Below are 16,975 nucleotides of genomic sequence, written 5' to 3' on the forward strand. Positions count from 1 at the left end.
TTAAACCTTAAAAGCGTCTAGTGCCCTTGCTCGCGCCGCCTTATGTTCAACAATGGCGCTTACGTATTGTGTATCTTGTTTAAGTGCCAAGTAATCATGCGGAAAGTGAATATATTTACTCGGAATATCAACAAGCTCTGGAACATATTTACGTATAAATTCGCCATCCGGATCAAACTTTTCACTTTGCGTGATCGGATTAAAAATGCGGAAATAAGGTTGGGCGTCACACCCTGTACTCGCGGCCCATTGCCAGCCACCATTGTTGCTAGCTAGATCACCATCGATTAGGTGTTGCATAAAATACTGCTCTCCCTTTCGCCAATCTATCAGCAAATGTTTGGTTAAAAAGCTCGCAACTATCATACGTAAACGGTTATGCATCCAACCCGTTTGATTTAATTGCCGCATTGCCGCATCTACAATTGGATAACCAGTTTTCCCTTCACACCAAGCTCTAAACTGGCGTTCATCTTCACGCCAAGCTACAGGGTTATATTTTTGATTAAAATTAAAATGCTTACACAATCGTGGGAAAGTAATCATTAAGTGGCGATAAAATTCACGCCAAATAAGCTCGTTCACCCAACAAAAATCAGCATGCGTGGTATTTTGCAAAATGTCGGGATTATAAAACTGTAACTGAGCGAGCAATTGTTTAGTAGAAACAATTCCAAGTGCCAAATAAGGACTCAAGCCTGAAGTCCCTTTGATAGCAGGAAAATCTCTAACCGCTTGATAATTTGAACACTTACTTTCAATAAAATGGCTGGCCACTTGCGCGATACATTTATCATCCACTGGCCACTTGCTTGAGCTACCATCACCTTGCAAGCACTTTGGCGCTTGCCACGCAATTGATTGTTCCAATTTGGCTTTTGGCCAGTGAGGGATAATGAAACTCTCGGCCTCAAAGCGCTTTAACCATGCTTTTTTGAATGGCGTAAATACCTTAAACATCTCGCCATTTTTGGTCACTATGCTATGCGGTGGCGCAACAAGGTCACCGTCAAACAATGTCAATTCAATACCGAGTTGTTCACAGTCAGCGTCTCTTTGGCGCTCGTTGACCTCGTACTCTGCATTAGCAAACACGCGGTTGGTATTGTGCTGTTCACAAAACTGCTTCAGCGCGGCAGGCACACTGTTAAAGTCATCAACATTGTGTACATGAAGTTTAATGCCATAATCGGCTAGCGCTGCACCCAGCCAATCCACTCTTCGCTTTACTAGATCAATCTGAATTGGGGCCGCATCGTGCTGTTGCCATTGCGTTTCGCACACAAAAAAAAGTGCCTCATTGGCACCTTGATTTACAGCTTCAATAAGGGCTTCGTTCGCAAAAAAACGTAAATCCCTTCTAAACCAAAAAATAGGCGTCATTAAATACCAAACCTCAGTTTAAGTTCATTCGGGTACGGGTCAAAATAGACTTGTTGTGCAAGATACTCATTTGGGTGCACCGTTAAATGGTGCTTCAAAAGCGTTAACGGCACATACAAAGGGACCAAGCCTTGTCTGTATTGTTCAATAGCCGTACACAGCTCTTGTTTTTCTACTTTTGATAAATCGTTTTTGAAATAACCCTGCAAATGTGTCAGCGTATTAGTTTGGTTTTTACGTGACGCAGGCTTGCTCAGAGCCTTCATCAAACCCGATATGTATTCATGTTTTGCTTGCTCTAATGGCATTTGCGATGCTTGCGCCAAGAATCGACCGAGCTGTCGGTATGACTGATAGTTGTGGCTCATAACGAGGTATTTATGCTTGGCGTGGAACTGCGTTAATTCGTGCAGACCGATCTCTTGCTCATTCAAATTTTTCCAGCTTTTGTATACGTATACTCTCAGCACAAAATTTTCACGTAGATGCGGGTCATTTAAACGGCCGTTTTCTTCACATGGCAATAATGGGTTATTTTCCATAATTTGCTGTGCAAAAAAGCCCACTCCTTCAGAGGTATTCCCCGTGCCCGCCTCATTATAGATTTTTACCCGTTCCATACCGCAACTTGGGCTTTTCGCGCAAAAGATAAAGCCCGACAGTTTTCCTGCGTACTCATGCGCCACACGTTTACCATATTCAGTCAACTGCGGGCCAACATCACCAGAGCCATCAGGGCGACACACCTTAATTGTATCGCCAACTTTTACTTGGCGAATGGTTGGCCTAGGAATGGGCAAACCAACCGCCACTTCTGGACAAAACCTGACATACTCAACATGTTTAACAAATTCATCCATACAAAAATTGGAGCGTTTGTGCCCTGTATCAAAACGAACTTTCTCTCCGGTAAGACACGCGCTGATCCCAATTTTTATCGAAGACGATTTTTCCATTTTGACTCCTAACTAGTAAATCAGATTTCCGATTGGATTAAGTAGTTTGCTGAGACCTTTATTAAAATGTAGAGCACTGTTTACCACAGTAAAGCACAAACACCCGTCAGCCGTTTGAGGTGAATGATTGTGCCTTGCATCGCGCCATATAAAGTCGCCTGGGACATATGAGCCGTCCTCATCGGAAAATTCACCATCAAGTAACAGTGTGAGTTCAAACCCAGTGTGTGTGTGTTCTGGGATCTCTCCACCTTTATCGATTTGCAGTAAACTAGCACGCATTTCTCCATCGTCTAGCTGCATACGTGCCCTAGCTAGCTTACCAACATGCACAAAAGTACCGCGCTTGGTGTTACCAATCGCTCTTGGCAGCACAGCTGTTTTATTTTGATATTCAAGTTGTTGTGGTTGATATGCTTCCACAACTGCGATTTCTTTACCTGCCGTAATCAACTCAAACATGTCTGAAAACTCACTCGATAACATCTCATCGTCTATTTCAACATCAAATGCTTCTGTCGCTTGTGATGCCTCAAGCTTTTCGACTTGCGCGCGACAACATTCACATAATTCAATGTGGGCCGAGACCGCAATGCTCAGTGACGCTGGTAACGCACCTTGACTAAACTGTATTAAAAATTGCTCAGATGGATGATGTTTAATCATGGCTCTCTCCCATTTCAGCGCGAAGTTTCTGTAAAGCGAGTCTTAGTCTGGATTTAACTGTGCCTACGGGAATATTGAGGTGTTCAGCCAACTGCTCCTGCGACATCTCTTGAAAATAAACGCCTTTAACAACTTCTTGTTGCGCTCGAGGTAGTTTATTGATGTATTTTTTAATTTGCTTGCCTTGCAAATGATCTTGAAAGTCTTCATCGCAATCCGCTTCATCTTGCAATAGAGGCCAAATGTCTTCGCTCAAATGCTCTTCTTTATTACTCTTCATTTTTCGCAGCGTATCGAACGAAGCATTCCTCATCACAGTGTAAACCCATGTTGTCGCAGCCCCTTTGTCGGGCTGATACAAATGCGCCTTTCTCCATACCGAGGTTAAAGTATCTTGAACAAGCTCCATTGCGAGCGCCTCGTTGCCAAATTGCTTTATGCCAAATCGCTTTATTTTGGGTGCAAAGTATTCGAACAGCTTCGCGAATGCGCGCTTGTCTCGACTGTTTGCTACTTCACATAATGCGTCCGACAAAGCCTGAGTTGGCAATTGTTCCATATTTTTTTGGTTTCCCGCTTGAAGGTGAGCTGCCTCAGTGGGTACGTGTTCGACCATAGCTAGATATCTCTTCATACTTATGACGTTGACATCTATACGCGAGCCCAGCCCATTCAGATCACTGTTGTTGATACAAAATAGTATGGATGAAATCGACCACTTGTTCAAAGTTTACAGACGAACAAAGTTTTTGTTTTTCATCAATATTTATTGGCATCAACTCTAACCATCGACTCATCACCCAAATGGCGTCATCAAACCTTTTTTCTCTATAGAGTTCACCGATATGTGGATGCTGGTTAAATACGTCTGCCAACATTTCTCCCATGTCACGAATAATCTGGGTATCCTGTAATTGTGCATTGTCCCAAAGGGCATGATGATTTTCGACGACCAACCCATATCGGAGGTTTTTATGGTCTTGATAAGGGTTTGAAATTGTCACTCGATGCTTTGCGTAAACGTCGATGAGCAAATGACCAGACTCATCTTGAGAGAAATCTACGATCTCTACGTATACACCGTCTTCAGGCACATTTAGTTCACTATTTTTGTCAAACTGACACAACACAAAACCATGCTCGTTTTTTAACGCTTCACTCACCATTTCGAGATAACGAGGCTCAAATATTCTTAATTTTGTGTACCCCTCTGGCAATATAAAAACCGGAAGTGGAAAAATAGCACAATTCATAAAAACCCAATGTTGATACCCATCATGCTGTTAATTACGCATTTCCCTAAAGTTACGATCAACTTCCTTCAAGCCATTGATATATTCTTAGGTTCACTCTTCCTTTGATAAACACCACACCTTCTTGTTCCAGCGTCGTTTTTTGTTGAACATACTTTTCTGAATCAATTGGAAAGGATATTTTTCCTTGGCTATTAATCACTCGGTGCCACGGCAGTTTACTGCCTTTAGGGAGCTGTTTAAGAATACGACCAACTGCGCGCGACTGATTTGGTGCACCGGCCAAACGAGCTAGCTGACCATAAGCCGCAACTTGTCCGTATGGGATAGCACCAATTAAGGTGTAAATTTGTTGTTCAAACTGCACTTCCATACCGCTTTCCTATTTGTTTAAACTCCTGCCAAATCGCCCTTGCCACGGGACCATGATGTCTTGCAAGTTTTCTAAACGCATGAATTTTTGCATTAAATGTGCTTTTCCTATCCGTTACCGTGATCTGCTCTAAAAGCCCTGAATCCAACTCAGCTTGGCAATGACTCAAACTTATCATCGCAAAGCCCGTTCCACTTAACAAAAATGACTTGATTGACGCGATATCGTCCAACTTCATCATTCCAGTGCCTCGCGCATAAGACAAACGCTCACTGTCAAAGTTAAAACCGCTTTCTAACATGGCAAGACAGGGATAGTCAGCCAACTGTTCGTATTTAAGAGATTTGGGTAATAGCCCCGATTTTGCAACCAATCCCAATCTGATCTCACCAATGGCTATGGATTCTAAATCACCGATTGAGTGAAAAAGATCAAACCATGGACCAATGCCCAAATCTGCCACACCACTGTTAACCTGCTCTAAGGCGACAAAACGTTTACCACTGGTTATCGCCATTTCAGTATGTTGAAACTGACTGAATATCCGACCTATGGCATCGTTATACTCAGATTGGTAACACAATGGCTCATAACAGATATTAAATTTTGCTTCATTGCCAACAGAAAACTCATTGGCTAGCACTTGTAAGTCATCCCGTAGCGTGAGCAGCTTGTCTGCTTCATCACAAAAGCGGCGTCCTTTTTCAGTTAACGTCACTCGATAGCCATCTCGATTAATCAACTCAAAACCAAGCTGTTCTTCAAGTCTTTTTAGTGCTTGTGTTACTGCAGGTTGCGTTTTATATAGTCGTTGTGCTGCATCACTTAAACTCGTGGTGTTTGCAACAACCTTTAAAATTTCCAAATCCGAAATTTTCATAAGATTAATTTATAAAGATTCAAATTTAATATAATTTTTATTTTATATAAAACTTCTATACTCTGCACGTTATGTTTTATCATCAATGATATAGATGGAGTTTTTCATGTTACGTAGCATCTTATTTGTTACAACACTGCTGTTACTATCTGGCTGCCAAGACAACGAGCCACAAAAACCTCAAGGCGACGTAGTGAGGCCGGTCAAGTTAATTACGGTTGATGCCGTTGAACAAAGTGATATTCGCAGCTTTCCTGCCAATGTTGTCGCCAATCAAGGTTCCTATTTGGCATTTAGGGTCAATGGTGAGTTAATGGAATTCCCAGTACGTGCGGGTCAAGACGTCAAAAAAGGTCAACTTTTAGCTAAGCTAGATCCTGAAGACTTTGAACTACAACATGAACAGCGAACAGCACAATTTAAACTTGCCTCCTCTCAACTGGCTAGGGTGAAATCGCTCTATCAAAAATCCATTGCCAGTAAGTCAGAATATGACGAAGCGGTAGCAAATGAACAAGTCGCCGAATCAGCATTAAAAATAGCGAAAACAAATCTCGTCAATAGCGAACTACGTGCCCCGTTTGACGGTACAATTGCGAAAGTTTTCGTGAAAAACTATGAAAATATTGTCGCAAAACAAAACATTTTGCGCCTAGAAACCCGTGACATGATGGACGTGGTTATCCAAGTACCAGAAAAACTCATCGCACGTGTTAAGAAGCAATTAGATTACCACCCGAGTGTTATCTTCGACGGTTACCCTGACAAGTCTTACGAATTAAGCATTAAAGAATGGGATACTCAAGCAGATCCAGCAACACTAAGCTACAAAGTTGTATTCACATTACCTGTGCCGAAAGACTTTAACCTACTGGCGGGTATGACAGGCCACGTTTATATCGACCGAAGTAAAGTCACTAACATAAGTCATAGCCAAATATTCGTGCCTGTTGAAGCTGTTTTTTCAGAACAAACCATGCCAACGAACAACAATGCTTATGTGTGGGTGTTTAATCCTGATACAAAGCAAATCGCCAAGCATGCAGTCAGTGTCGGTAAAATGCGAGCACAAACCATTGAAATTACAAATGGCCTCAATGGCGGTGAAACAATCGTCGCCGCTGGTGTCCATCATTTGAAGGAAGGACTTAAAGTCAGACCATGGACCAAAGAAAGAGGGCTGTAAGGATGAGTCTTGCTAAATGGTCGATTGAAAACAAAGTGATCAGTTGGATGTTTGCCATCCTCTTATTACTTGCGGGCGCTAATTCATATTTTGGTTTAGGGCAACTTGAAGATCCTGAGTTCACTTTGAAAAAAGCCATGGTCGTCACCCTCTACCCCGGTGCATCACCACAACAAGTTGAAGAGGAGGTCACCTTTGTTGTTGAAAACGCGATTCAACAGTTGCCTTACGTTGACTATGTCACCTCCATTTCTTCGGCCGGTAAATCACAAATCACGGTTGAGATGAAAAGTATCTATCGTAAAGATGACCTTAAACAAATTTGGGATGAACTGCGACGTAAAATAAATGATTTAAAGCCAAGTCTACCGCCCGGCGTGTACCCACCAAAAGTCATTGATGATTTTGCCGATGTATACGGTGTGATGTATGCCATAACGGGAGATGGTTACGCCTATGACGAGTTAAAAGATTACGTTGACTATCTTAAACGTGAATTGGTACTTGTTAACGGTGTAAGTAAGGTGACCGTGGCTGGTGAACAGCAAGAGCAAGTGATTGTCGAGATCTCAACGCAAAAACTATCGCAGCTCGGCATTGCGCCATCCTATATTTTCAGCCTCCTGCAATCACAAAACAGCGTTTCCAACGCTGGCACGATCCGAGTCGGTGAAGAGTCTATTCGTTTACATCCAACGGGCGAGTTCCAAGACGTCAAAGAACTGGAACACTTGCTTATTTCAAAAGCTGGCGCTAAAGAGCTGATTTACTTGGGTGATGTTGCGACTGTAAAACGTGCTTATGCTGAGATCCCAAGTCATATTACGCGCTTTAATAAACAACAAGCTCTATTACTTGGCGTGTCATTTAGCTCGGGTGTGAATGTCGTCGATGTCGGTAAAGCCATCAGCAAACACATCTCAGATCTCGAGTACCATCGCCCTCACGGCATCGAAATAAACACGGTATATCATCAACCCAATGAAGTAGAAAAGTCAGTGGATGGCTTTATTGTCAGCTTATTAGAAGCAGTCGCCATTGTCATTGTCGTACTACTTATCTTCATGGGAATGAAAAGCGGCTTGTTGATAGGCGCAGTGTTACTTCTAACCGTACTGGGCACATTTATCTTCATGAAAATGTTTGCCATTGACTTGCAACGTATTTCGCTTGGCGCCCTGATCATTGCCTTAGGTATGCTAGTCGATAATGCTATTGTTGTGACTGAAGGCATACTGATCAATTTAAAACGAGGCCAAACTAAATTACAAGCAGCCGTGAATATCGTTGAGCAAACCAAGTGGCCGTTATTAGGCGCTACAGCGATTGGTATCACCGCATTTGCACCGATAGGTTTAAGTAGTGATGCCAGTGGCGAGTTTGCAGGCTCACTTTTTTGGGTGCTATTGATCTCATTGCTGTTAAGTTGGGTGACAGCAATCACGTTAACACCGTTTTTTGCAGATGCACTTTTCAAAGAATCAAACTCTCAAAACTCCGATGATGACATTGACCCTTACAAAGGTGTGATTTTTAACGTATACAAAGCCACTTTATCATTTGCTTTAAAACATCGTGCAATGACACTCATTGTGATGGTTGCTCTATTGGTTGGTTCAATTGTCGGTTTTAAATCGGTCAAACAGTCGTTTTTCCCAGCATCTAACACGCCGATGTTTTACGTGGATTACTGGCATTACCAAGGCGCAGATATTAGAAGTACAACGGAAAACCTGACTACGATTGAAGATTTTCTTTTAAATGACGAGCTTGTAGAGGAAGTCACGTCAACAATAGGTCAAGGCGCTCCGAGATTTATGCTGACCTATGCACCAGAGAAGCAATATGCCGCCTATGGCCAGTTAATCGTGCGGGTGAAAGACAGAGACGCGGTTAAAACCATGATCAACAAACTTAGGGAGTTTGAACGCACAGCAGTGCTTGGAGGCGCCCTTAAAATTAAACGCATGGAAATAGGCCCATCAACCAATGCCAAAATTGAAGCCCGTTTCATCGGCCCCGATCCAGTTGTCCTAAGACAACTCGCTGACAAAGCAAAGAACTTGTTAGGACAAGATGACCGCGCATTCAACATTCGCGATGATTGGCGTCAACGCACTAAGGTACTACGCCCAGTGTTTAATGAGCAAAAAGCACGTCGTCTAGGTGTCAGTAAGTCAGATCTCGATCAATTACTGTTAACGAGTGTTTCTGGTAATAAAGTGGGTCTATACCGAGATGGTACACGTTTGCTACCTATTGTGGCCCGCTCTCCCGAAGAAGAAAGGAAGAATGTAGAAAATCTAAGCGATTTACAAATATTTAGTCCTGTACTTGGTGTTTATGTGCCAATCACTCAAGTAGTCGATAGCTTTGATGTGATTTGGGAAGACCCATTGATCATGAGACGCGACAGAAAACGTACCATTACGGTGATGGCGGATCATGACGTGATTGGTGATGAAACACCAGCAAAACTATTTGCACGCGTTCGCACAGACATTGAAGCCATCGAGCTACCACACGGTTACCAAATGGAATGGGGCGGCGAGTTCGAATCATCGTCAAAAGCTAAAAAAGCGATTTTTGGTTCACTGCCACTTGGTTACTTAGCCATGTTTATTATTACTGTGTTGTTATTTAACTCAGTCAAACAACCATTGGTAATTTGGTCAACCGTCCCGCTTGCTATCATTGGTGTGACTGCTGGTTTGGTCGCGCTAGACGCGCCGTTTAGCTTCATGGCATTGCTGGGGCTACTTAGCTTATCGGGTATGCTGATCAAAAACGGTATCGTTTTGATGGACCAGATCAACCTAGAGTTATCGCAAGGGAAATCCCCCTACCTAGCCGTGTTTGATTCGGGTGTCAGTCGTGTTAGACCAGTCTCAATGGCTGCCATTACAACCATACTAGGTATGATCCCATTGCTATTTGACGTGTTTTTCAAATCGATGGCGGTAACGATCATGTTTGGCCTTGGCTTTGCGACAATTCTCACGCTGGTCGTGCTACCAGTCATGTACTGCGTGGTATTTAAAATTAGACAACCAAATTAAGTCAATTGAGTTAAGAGGGCTTAAGGGCCCTCTCTTTTTACCTTAATAAATTGGCTATTACAAAACAGTAAACCCCCTTTACAGCTCGTAATGATTAGCCCTTTTAAGGCTAGCTAAGTCATTCTTCCGTACTCCATTTCCATGCATCACTACATTCACTCTCTTGCTAATGCATTGGCGGATGTAAAAAGGCTGCTTTGGCACAAAGTGATGTATAGAATGTGTTTTACCAAAGTTAAAACAAAATAATTGGAACGGATAAAACAGCCAGTGATTAAGGATTTGCGTTTGTTGCATTAAGGTTTTAACACCACCGTAGTAATGCATATATGAAGTGACAAAGTTCAAGCAAAACGAGCGTAGTATATTAGGACCAATCAGCACGACCATCAAAAAGCTCACACTTTCCTTCGTCATTACTAACCATTGTGGATAGTGTACACTTCCACCGGTGAAATAATCGACACTTTGGAAAATCACAAAGCCATAAAGCGCTATAAAATATAAGGTTGCGACTGGAAAACCTGCGTTAAAAACACGCCAAAACTTAAAACATTTCACCTCACTATTAAGACGACGTTGGCTAATTAATAAGCCTATTAATCCATCGAAATTAATCACCAGTCGAAGTAGCAAATTTCGAACGCCATTGCCGACTAATCGCTCTTCCAAATCTTGCTCGGTTCCTGACACTTTATGGTGATGCAAGTGTATTTTTCTTCGATACCACGGATTAATGGTGTTAGGTCGCATCAACCACACTATCAGCATCATTGTATTGTGGATAATTGGCTGATTGGAAAAGTACAGTTTGTGGATCAAGTCATGCTCAATCTCGTGTGAAATCGAGGCGAACACAGCCGAAAGAATTATGCTTTGCCAAATAGTTAGAAGGCCCATTGCATAGCACCAAGCGACGGCTAACATGCCAATAAGTGACAAACTCAGAAAACCCAAACCAAGCGAATTTTGATGTTTTAAAAACGCGTATTTACTTCTTAGAGCGGCTTCTTGAGATTGAATGGTGGATACAATGTTTTGGATAGATTTTTTGTCTGATTGATTGCCCATAGCCTATCTTTCAAAGTTTGAGATAATAAAAAAGCAGTCGAGTTGACTGCTTTTTTATCAATTAAGCTTATAGAGCTTCTAAAATGACTTCAGCCTTACTGACTTCAAATTGCTTTGGTTGCTCAACATTCAGCTGCGTCACGGTACCGTTTTCAACAATCATCGCATAACGCTGTGAACGGATACCACCAAAACCTTCTGTGTCCATATCTAAGCCCAGTGCTTTGGTAAAGCTTGCGTCACCATCAGCTAACATCGCAATTTCGGATGCATTTTGAGCCTCACCCCATGCTTTCATTACAAACGCGTCATTAACTGACACACATGCAATTAAATCAACACCTTTGGCTTTGATTTTGTCAGCTAGCGTAACATAGCCAGGTAGGTGTGACGCAGAGCAAGTAGGGGTAAACGCGCCAGGTACCGCAAATAGCACGACTTTTTTGTTTACAAATAACTCGCTTACTTGATGCGTTGCCATACCATCAGCAGTCAGTTCGCTTAAAGTAACATCGGGTAAAGCTTGTCCTTGTTCAATCATTGTTCATTCTCACTATTTTGATAAAACATAAGTGTAATCGTAAACGCCTTGTTGAAACACATGTAAACTACAAGGTTATTTCATAGAGTTAGTTAGGTATGTATCTCAGCTAAACGACAGGCCATTGAATGCCCTTTGTCTAACTGTAATAAATCCCATAAATTACCATATAAATCTTTAAAAACCGCCACCGTACCGTATTCTTGCTCTTGAGGTGGGCGCGCAAATTCAATGCCTTTTTCACACATTGAGTGATAATCACGCCAAAAGTCATCCGTGTTTAGAAACAAAAATACACGACCACCAGACTGTTGACCAATAAACTGAGCTTGCTCTTCGTTGGAAGCTCGTGCCAACAAGATACTCGCTCCTTTAGAGCCTGGCGGTGCGACCACAACCCAACGCTTGTTTTGCTCCGACTGATAGGTATCTTCTAACAAATCAAAATTAAGTTTGTTGATGTAAAAATCGATAGCATCATCGTAGTCCTTTACGACTAGAGCAATGTGAATTAGCTCTTGTTTCATAATGTTCCTTGTAACCTTATTTAGTCTTTTTTAAGCTCAAGGTGCCCGCTTTTCTTTTTGGACTATGGCTTGATACACGGTTGCGTTTGTTATCGTGCGTTGCTTTTTTGGTTGTTGCGCTTCTCGGTGCCCTATTGTGCGTTTTGTCTTTTACTTCAGCCTGTTGTGCTTTTGGCTTTTTATTCACATCGACAGAGCCTTCTTCAGTTTTTGCTGAATCAGCAATCGAGTCGTTGATCTCTTTCATTTCAGCATCAGAAAGATGGCGCCATTCGCCTGGACGTAAACCATTCATGTTGACATTCATGATACGAACACGTTTAAGGCTGGTTACTTCATATCCCAAGTACTCACACATACGACGGATCTGTCGGTTGAGTCCTTGTGTCAAAACAATTGTGAATGTTCTCTCACTTGTTTGCTTAACAAAACATTTTTTAGTTACCGTGTCTAAAATTGGCAGACCACCCGCCATGCGCTCTACAAAACGTTTGTTGATAGGTTTATCGACTTTTACGACGTATTCTTTCTCGTGGTTATTACCTGCGCGTAGGATTTTATTGACTATGTCACCTTCATTGGTCAAAAAGATCAAACCTTCAGATGGTCTGTCCAAGCGCCCAATCGGAAAAATGCGCTCAGGATAATTAATGGCACTGACAATGTTACTTTTTATTTTTCTTTCTGTTGTACAGGTGACGCCAACCGGTTTGTTGTAAGCGATATACACTCTTTTTGGTTTCGCTTTGAGTGGTTTGCCGTCAATTAAAATGGTATCAGCATCGCTAACCTTCAACCCCATTTCAGGTGAATTGCCATTTACCTTAACTCGGCCCGTTTCGATCAGCTTGTCAGCCTCTCTACGAGAACAAAAACCCGTCTCGCTGATGTATTTATTTAGCCGTGTTGATTGCGTCACGCGTTACCCTTCTTAATGCTCAATCAAAAGAAGGCATTTTAAACCATCGCAGTGCAAAATGCTTAATTTTCTGACGCTTCAATGTTCTGAACTATTAGCCTAAACGCTTAAGTTGCTTATCAGTCAAAACACGCAACAGCCATTCAAAAGGACCTTGCTTGAAATACTTTAAATAAATGGGTGCAAAAAGTAGTTGTAAGATAATGACAATAATCGCTAATTGAATGTAATCGATACGATTAAATTCGATACGGGCACTTGGATTTAGCCAAGTAAAATACAAAACCATCATTATGGATTGTAGCAAATAGCATGTGAGCGCCAGTTTCCCAACGGCCTGTAACCAAGAAGATATTAAACTTTCTACTGATATATTGGCGTTAACATGCGCGATGAGAAGACCCCCAACGACGGCATTAATCCAAATTATGGCATCAACAAAATACGCATACCGCACTCCCCCAACATATTTAATAACGACGCTCAGTATAGATAAAACCACAACCGCAAATAGCAAACGGTACAATATGGGCGTAGCTAAGCCATTGCTGAACACGTTATGCCTGAAGCACAGCATACCAATAAGCATCACACCCAAGGCATTCCACACGGTTAAAATAGGCAGCATAAAAAGCATGATTAAAAACATTTGAATATTGTGGATAAGTAAACCGAACAACGTACTGGGCGTTGAATTAAGAAGGTCGTCAAATTCGAGGGTTTCTCGGTAAATTTCTGGCTCGTGACCAGACATGCTGAGCAAGAGCAATAACAAACCGCTTATTAATAACATAAGCATGCCATGGCGTAATAGAGTCGCATCAGATCGCTGCAAATAGCCTAGCGCTAAGAATCCCGCTAGGCCGTAGCTCAATAGTATATCACCCGGCCACACTAAAATGCCGTGTAAAGCCCCAAAAGCGACAAGTACGTTGAGCCTCGGCTTTAGCGCGTCAGCGCAACCTTGTTTATCAAACTGGAGCACTAACGCTGCGCCAAACAGCATACAAAAGAGTGCACGAAAGCGACCATCAAGCAGCAACACATTAAGGTAATCTATTAATGTGTCACTGATTGGAGGTGAAGTTGAAGCAACATAGCCGGTTTCAAAAATCGAGAAGAAATAAATATTAAGTAAAACTAAACCAAGCACTGCAAAGCCACGCAAGCTATCTAACTGTTTAATGCGTGTCATTTAGAAAATACTGTCCTTATACATATCTGCCCAACGGATGGCATCGGCGTGAAAATCAGGCAGCTTTTTATCGTCTAAATTTAACAAGCCACACGCCTCTTGCAAATTCCACCAGCTGCCACTTTCATACGCTCTTACAACATTTAAGATGTAATACAAAAAGTTGTGTTTGCCCATTAAGGCATCTTGCAATTCATCAGGAAACGGTAGTCTCGCAACCACTTGCTCCATTGGCCTATCCAGTATGGCATCCAACAAAGAAAACAATCCTGTTAAGAAACTCATGCTACGCATATTAGGTTGTAAACTTTTGGCGATAAGTTCACAAAAGCGCGATCGTACAATACTCAACCGAGTCAGCTCAGTGGGTTTGCCTTCCGCAACGTGTGCCGTCATGATCAATCCAACAAACTTTTTAACTCGCTCATCGCCTAAGTAAACGAGCGCTTGCTTTAGGGATTCAATACGGTTTTTTAATGGGAAGACGCCCGAGTTAATCAAACGAAGGAGTTTATAAGCAAGCGCTGTGTCTTGAGCAAACAGGCGAGCAATCTTATCGGTATTAATATGGGGTTTGAGCACTTCCGCATAGATAAGTAAGGCCACAGCATAGTTAATTTCAATATCGTTTTGCTGTATCACTCGCGGTTTAGCGAAAAAGTAACCTTGGAAAAAATGAAATCCCATTGCTCTGGCTTGCTCGAATTCGGCTTCTGTTTCTACTTTTTCTGCGAGCAACTTAACATTTTTTCTTTTTTTAAACTCTTCAACTAATTGAGATATCGTATCTAACGAGTTTTGTTGAATATCGAATTTTACGAGCCGAATTAGTTTTAAGAAGGGTTCCCACTGCTTGGTGTATTCAAAATCATCAAGCGCTAATCGATAATCTAAATGAAAAAGTTCCCTGACCTTCTCATAATTATCATGGCTGGGAGTGATCGTCTCTAGCAACTCAAGTATCACATCTCGCGCAGGTAAAAAATGAGCCAAATCTTGCTTCAATGAATCCGGCCCAATATTAATTAAAGCCTTTTTTCCAGAGGTAAGGTAACGAGTTCCGAGATTTAGCTGATTGTCCATGATCAATTTTGCGGTCGCGGCGTCCTCAGCAATGTCAGGAAAACAATTGCTTTTACCATCACGAAACAACAGCTCGTAAGCTACAACCTGCTTTTTGCGATTGAAAATAGCTTGTCGAGCAACAAAAACCTTCAAATGTTGACTCCTCATTACCTGCCACTTCCAATGTAGCACTTTGTTCCTGATTAAAAGTTAGATTCTAACCATAAATGACGAAGAATAATATAGAACTAAGCTATTAATAGTTGGTAAAAAATAGTTTATTAACTATAGCACCAACCAACAAAAAAGCAGACCGAAGTCTGCTTTTTTGAAAATCGTTCATAAAATAAACTACTTATTAATCATAAAGTTGCTCAATATACTGCTGGGCCATTGAATCCCACGTAAAGCGTAGCGCTGCCGCATTATTGCATAACTGTTGATATTGTTGACTATTTTGGCGGTACATGGCCATCGCACCTTCAAAGGTTGCGATTAGTTGTTGCACCTGTTCGTACAAATCTTCACCGTCAAAAGAAAACCCCGTTTCTAAATGAGTTACCGTGTCAACAAGTCCACCCACACCATGCACCAAGCAGGGTTGTCCAGCACGCATAGCGAGCATTTGGCTGATCCCACAAGGCTCAAACGAACTTGGCATCAGAAATAGGTCGCCTAAGCTATAAAGTTGATCGCCAATATTCTTGCCATAGCCGTTCAGATACAATACGTTATCATGTCGGGCCATCACTTGCGTAAACAAGTCTTCTAAATATTGATCACCTGAGCCAAGGACAATCAGCTTACCCTGATACTCTGACGCAATGTTTGCTAGCGTGTCTAATACCAAGCCATGCTCAGTGGTCTGGCGCAAAAGCAATGCCTTTTGATCCGTCAAACGACCTACACTTGTGATAAGCGGCCCGTCAAATGAACCCGTTTGCCACTGTTTTAATCGCTGATGTGCAATATAGTGACAAGACTTAAGTTGCCTATGCCCTGCCATCCAAGTTAATAGCGTTGACTCTACATCATGCAAATACTCGCCAAGTGTCGTTTGTTCCTGACTGTCACTTGGATATTCACACCCATTGAGAATGCCGTGCAGCTTGCCATGCCGTTTGGCAATTTGCATATCATGCTCTAAACCTTCGCCACCAAAAAAACCTCTGTCTGGTTCACTGGTGTGCAGTACTTCTTCGCTGTAAGTCGGCGACACCACATGTACCTTATCAGCCAAAGTAATCGCACTTCTCATTGGGTTGAAGCAATTTGGATGTTGATGGTCGCACAGTTGTTGTCCGTCATAACTGAGCGTAGGAAACCAAGCTTCTAGGCTAGATTCATCGCCATTAAAGGGCCTGATCCCCTGCAGCGCCAAGTTATGTACCGTGTATACCGTTTTGATTTGTTTGAGATAAACAAAACGCGGGCTGAACTTTTGTAATACACTCACACACGCGGCATGCCAATCGTGTAGATGCAGTACATCAAGCTTGCCAAACATCATATGTTCAATCGCTTCACTCACCGCTGCGGCAAAAAAAGCAAATTTGCTGGCATCTGTCGCAAATGGTCTGTGACTATCGTCGTTACAATAGATTGCTCCGTGATGCTCACTAAATAGTGAATGCGACAGCACATATTGCACCACGCCATCCCCTTGCTCGACCTGCCACAAAGAAGCCGTTTCAAGGTGCTGACGAAACGGCACAGCAATATCACCTACAAACGTGCGATTTAGCTGATTACTTCCATAATCTGGCACAACCACCGAAACTTGAATGCCCTGCTTGCCCAGTGCATAAGGCACGTCACGGATCACATCCGCAACGCCGCCAACCTTACAATTTGGCAACCGATCATTCTCAGCCGCCACCATTAATACCCGCATGCTACGC

16 protein-coding genes are annotated in these 16,975 nt (G+C 42.3%); 2 read left to right on the forward strand and 14 right to left on the reverse strand.

All coding sequences use genetic code 11. From position 1 onward, the window contains the following. From phrB to AC5FX4_RS18965, 7 genes are all read right to left on the reverse strand, one after another. The gene (gene phrB, locus AC5FX4_RS18935) at positions 1 to 1,383 is read right to left on the reverse strand and encodes a deoxyribodipyrimidine photo-lyase (RefSeq protein ID WP_493607976.1); all 1,383 of its coding nucleotides are present in this window, start codon (positions 1,381 to 1,383) and stop codon (positions 1 to 3) included. Further along, positions 1,383 to 2,339, reverse strand: a complete 957-nt coding sequence (locus AC5FX4_RS18940; protein ID WP_493607977.1) for a YbgA family protein — start codon at positions 2,337 to 2,339, stop codon at positions 1,383 to 1,385. The genes phrB and AC5FX4_RS18940 overlap by 1 nt, the downstream gene beginning before the upstream one ends. 12 nt (positions 2,340 to 2,351) lie before the next feature. Next, positions 2,352 to 3,005 (reverse strand): ChrR family anti-sigma-E factor, encoded by a 654-nt coding sequence (locus AC5FX4_RS18945; protein ID WP_493607978.1) that lies wholly within the window; start codon positions 3,003 to 3,005, stop codon positions 2,352 to 2,354. Further along, positions 2,998 to 3,564, reverse strand: coding sequence for a sigma-70 family RNA polymerase sigma factor (locus tag AC5FX4_RS18950; protein ID WP_493608760.1), 567 nt, complete (start codon positions 3,562 to 3,564; stop codon positions 2,998 to 3,000). Before AC5FX4_RS18950 ends, AC5FX4_RS18945 begins: the two co-directional genes overlap by 8 nt. Positions 3,565 to 3,682: 118 nt before the next feature. Beyond that, a complete protein-coding gene (locus AC5FX4_RS18955; RefSeq protein WP_493607979.1) occupies positions 3,683 to 4,258 on the reverse strand; it encodes an LON peptidase substrate-binding domain-containing protein in 576 nt (191 codons plus the stop codon). Between the two features lie 58 nt (positions 4,259 to 4,316). Further along, entirely contained in the window at positions 4,317 to 4,631 is a 315-nt protein-coding gene (locus tag AC5FX4_RS18960; protein ID WP_493607980.1) for an MGMT family protein, read from the reverse strand. After that, a complete protein-coding gene (locus AC5FX4_RS18965; RefSeq protein WP_493607981.1) occupies positions 4,615 to 5,511 on the reverse strand; it encodes a LysR family transcriptional regulator in 897 nt (298 codons plus the stop codon). The genes AC5FX4_RS18960 and AC5FX4_RS18965 overlap by 17 nt, the downstream gene beginning before the upstream one ends. Positions 5,512 to 5,617: 106 nt before the next feature. Between AC5FX4_RS18965 and AC5FX4_RS18970 the strand changes: the two genes are divergently transcribed. Continuing rightward, positions 5,618 to 6,697, forward strand: coding sequence for an efflux RND transporter periplasmic adaptor subunit (locus AC5FX4_RS18970; protein ID WP_493607982.1), 1,080 nt, complete (start codon positions 5,618 to 5,620; stop codon positions 6,695 to 6,697). 2 nt (positions 6,698 to 6,699) lie between these two features. Then, the gene (locus AC5FX4_RS18975; protein WP_493607983.1) at positions 6,700 to 9,756 is read left to right on the forward strand and encodes an efflux RND transporter permease subunit; all 3,057 of its coding nucleotides are present in this window, start codon (positions 6,700 to 6,702) and stop codon (positions 9,754 to 9,756) included. Positions 9,757 to 9,834: 78 nt separating this feature from the next. Here the strand turns inward: AC5FX4_RS18975 and AC5FX4_RS18980 are convergent, their stop codons facing one another. The 7 genes from AC5FX4_RS18980 to AC5FX4_RS19010 all read right to left on the reverse strand — a co-directional run bounded on the left by AC5FX4_RS18980 (position 9,835) and on the right by AC5FX4_RS19010 (position 16,968). After that, positions 9,835 to 10,827 carry a fatty acid desaturase gene (locus AC5FX4_RS18980; RefSeq protein ID WP_493607984.1) on the reverse strand — a complete coding sequence of 331 codons (993 nt, stop codon included), beginning with the start codon at positions 10,825 to 10,827 and terminating at the stop codon, positions 9,835 to 9,837. Between the two features lie 67 nt (positions 10,828 to 10,894). Beyond that, positions 10,895 to 11,368 carry a peroxiredoxin gene (locus tag AC5FX4_RS18985; RefSeq protein WP_493607985.1) on the reverse strand — a complete coding sequence of 158 codons (474 nt, stop codon included), beginning with the start codon at positions 11,366 to 11,368 and terminating at the stop codon, positions 10,895 to 10,897. Positions 11,369 to 11,460: 92 nt separating this feature from the next. Then, the gene (locus AC5FX4_RS18990) at positions 11,461 to 11,895 is read right to left on the reverse strand and encodes a VOC family protein (RefSeq protein WP_493607986.1); all 435 of its coding nucleotides are present in this window, start codon (positions 11,893 to 11,895) and stop codon (positions 11,461 to 11,463) included. A gap of 16 nt (positions 11,896 to 11,911) precedes the next feature. Beyond that, positions 11,912 to 12,814 (reverse strand): 23S rRNA pseudouridine(2604) synthase RluF, encoded by a 903-nt coding sequence (gene rluF / locus AC5FX4_RS18995; protein ID WP_493607987.1) that lies wholly within the window; start codon positions 12,812 to 12,814, stop codon positions 11,912 to 11,914. A 94-nt stretch (positions 12,815 to 12,908) separates the two neighbouring features. Further along, positions 12,909 to 14,009, reverse strand: coding sequence for a DUF418 domain-containing protein (locus AC5FX4_RS19000; RefSeq protein ID WP_493607988.1), 1,101 nt, complete (start codon positions 14,007 to 14,009; stop codon positions 12,909 to 12,911). Continuing rightward, a complete protein-coding gene (locus tag AC5FX4_RS19005; RefSeq protein WP_493607989.1) occupies positions 14,010 to 15,227 on the reverse strand; it encodes an EAL and HDOD domain-containing protein in 1,218 nt (405 codons plus the stop codon). Between the two features lie 205 nt (positions 15,228 to 15,432). Then, on the reverse strand, positions 15,433 to 16,968 hold the full coding sequence (locus tag AC5FX4_RS19010; RefSeq protein ID WP_493607990.1) for a glycogen synthase: 1,536 nt from the start codon (positions 16,966 to 16,968) through the stop codon (positions 15,433 to 15,435). Positions 16,969 to 16,975 lie beyond the last annotated feature (7 nt).

Source organism: Pseudoalteromonas sp. ATL1 (assembly GCF_058933015.1).

Excerpts from the sequence above, each read along its gene's own strand:
- phrB (WP_493607976.1), bottom strand. The coding sequence starts at position 1,383 with ATGACGCCTATTTTTTGGTTTAGAAGGGATTTACGTTTTTTTGCGAAC.
- AC5FX4_RS18940 (WP_493607977.1), bottom strand. The coding sequence starts at position 2,339 with ATGGAAAAATCGTCTTCGATAAAAATTGGGATCAGCGCGTGTCTTACC.
- AC5FX4_RS18945 (WP_493607978.1), bottom strand. The coding sequence starts at position 3,005 with ATGATTAAACATCATCCATCTGAGCAATTTTTAATACAGTTTAGTCAA.
- AC5FX4_RS18950 (WP_493608760.1), bottom strand. The coding sequence starts at position 3,564 with ATGGAACAATTGCCAACTCAGGCTTTGTCGGACGCATTATGTGAAGTA.
- AC5FX4_RS18955 (WP_493607979.1), bottom strand. The coding sequence starts at position 4,258 with ATGAATTGTGCTATTTTTCCACTTCCGGTTTTTATATTGCCAGAGGGG.
- AC5FX4_RS18960 (WP_493607980.1), bottom strand. The coding sequence starts at position 4,631 with ATGGAAGTGCAGTTTGAACAACAAATTTACACCTTAATTGGTGCTATC.
- AC5FX4_RS18965 (WP_493607981.1), bottom strand. The coding sequence starts at position 5,511 with ATGAAAATTTCGGATTTGGAAATTTTAAAGGTTGTTGCAAACACCACG.
- AC5FX4_RS18970 (WP_493607982.1), top strand. The coding sequence starts at position 5,618 with ATGTTACGTAGCATCTTATTTGTTACAACACTGCTGTTACTATCTGGC.
- AC5FX4_RS18975 (WP_493607983.1), top strand. The coding sequence starts at position 6,700 with ATGAGTCTTGCTAAATGGTCGATTGAAAACAAAGTGATCAGTTGGATG.
- AC5FX4_RS18980 (WP_493607984.1), bottom strand. The coding sequence starts at position 10,827 with ATGGGCAATCAATCAGACAAAAAATCTATCCAAAACATTGTATCCACC.
- AC5FX4_RS18985 (WP_493607985.1), bottom strand. The coding sequence starts at position 11,368 with ATGATTGAACAAGGACAAGCTTTACCCGATGTTACTTTAAGCGAACTG.
- AC5FX4_RS18990 (WP_493607986.1), bottom strand. The coding sequence starts at position 11,895 with ATGAAACAAGAGCTAATTCACATTGCTCTAGTCGTAAAGGACTACGAT.
- AC5FX4_RS19000 (WP_493607988.1), bottom strand. The coding sequence starts at position 14,009 with ATGACACGCATTAAACAGTTAGATAGCTTGCGTGGCTTTGCAGTGCTT.
- AC5FX4_RS19010 (WP_493607990.1), bottom strand. The coding sequence starts at position 16,968 with ATGCGGGTATTAATGGTGGCGGCTGAGAATGATCGGTTGCCAAATTGT.